The sequence below is a fragment of the Haloferax prahovense DSM 18310 genome, from assembly GCF_000336815.1.
GTDB classification, from domain to species: domain Archaea; phylum Halobacteriota; class Halobacteria; order Halobacteriales; family Haloferacaceae; genus Haloferax; species Haloferax prahovense.
This window is the reverse complement of record NZ_AOLG01000016.1, coordinates 1-760: the sequence shown is the minus strand read 5'-3', so window position 1 is coordinate 760 and position 760 is coordinate 1. Positions and strand designations below refer to the sequence as shown.

General features: G+C 52.9%; 1 protein-coding gene. It reads left to right on the top strand.

All coding sequences use genetic code 11. The annotated features are described in order from the left end of the window. Positions 1–186: 186 nt before the first annotated feature. On the top strand, positions 187–760 hold a 574-nt coding region (locus C457_RS08735), incomplete at its 3' end, for a hypothetical protein (protein WP_008093765.1).

Below are 760 nucleotides of genomic sequence, written 5' to 3'. Positions count from 1 at the left end.
GAGATTCAGAGCAAACCCACCGCGAATTTCCCGGAGAGAGCCTGTATTTCTCTGCGATTTTTCTGATTAGAGGTTCTGATTTCTCTAACTAGAGAAAACTATATACATCTACATCCACGATGTTGTGTTGAGTATTAGTCTTGAGTGAAAATGGCTACTACTCAAAACAGAGTGGAGGATTCAACGATGGCATACTATCCCGACCGAAATGACGACATCGCAGAGAAGCGCAAGCTAGCCAAGAACTTCCTCGATAATCCAACGCGTGACGCATTTGCGGAACTGGTGGCTCACGACGGCTTCTGGGCAACCGAGCCCCGGCGCAGTATCGACTACTATGTCGACGACATCGTATTCGACAAGCAGTCACCCGAGGAAGTCGCCAGCACTGTTGAACGAGCTCTCGAGGATTCGGACGCACTGGAAGATGTACTGGAACTCGATGGGTTCGGCTGGGCCACAGCGACCGAATTACTTCATGTCCTCGCCCCAGACACGTACGCGATTCTCAACAAGCGTGCAGTCGCGGGAATGGAGGCCCTCGGCTATGACGTACCCAACAGGCAGACGGCTTCTATTGAGGAATACTGGGACTTCGTCGATGATGTGCTGGAGGCGTACGAGGAGTATGATCTTCGGGCAGTAATCAACGAGTCCGAGTCGGCACCCGATGTTCCCGATGATGCGACCGATCTCGAGGCAGCCGATGCCGCGTTCAACGCGGACTACGACGAGGAAGCCTACGATATCGACCTGGAAG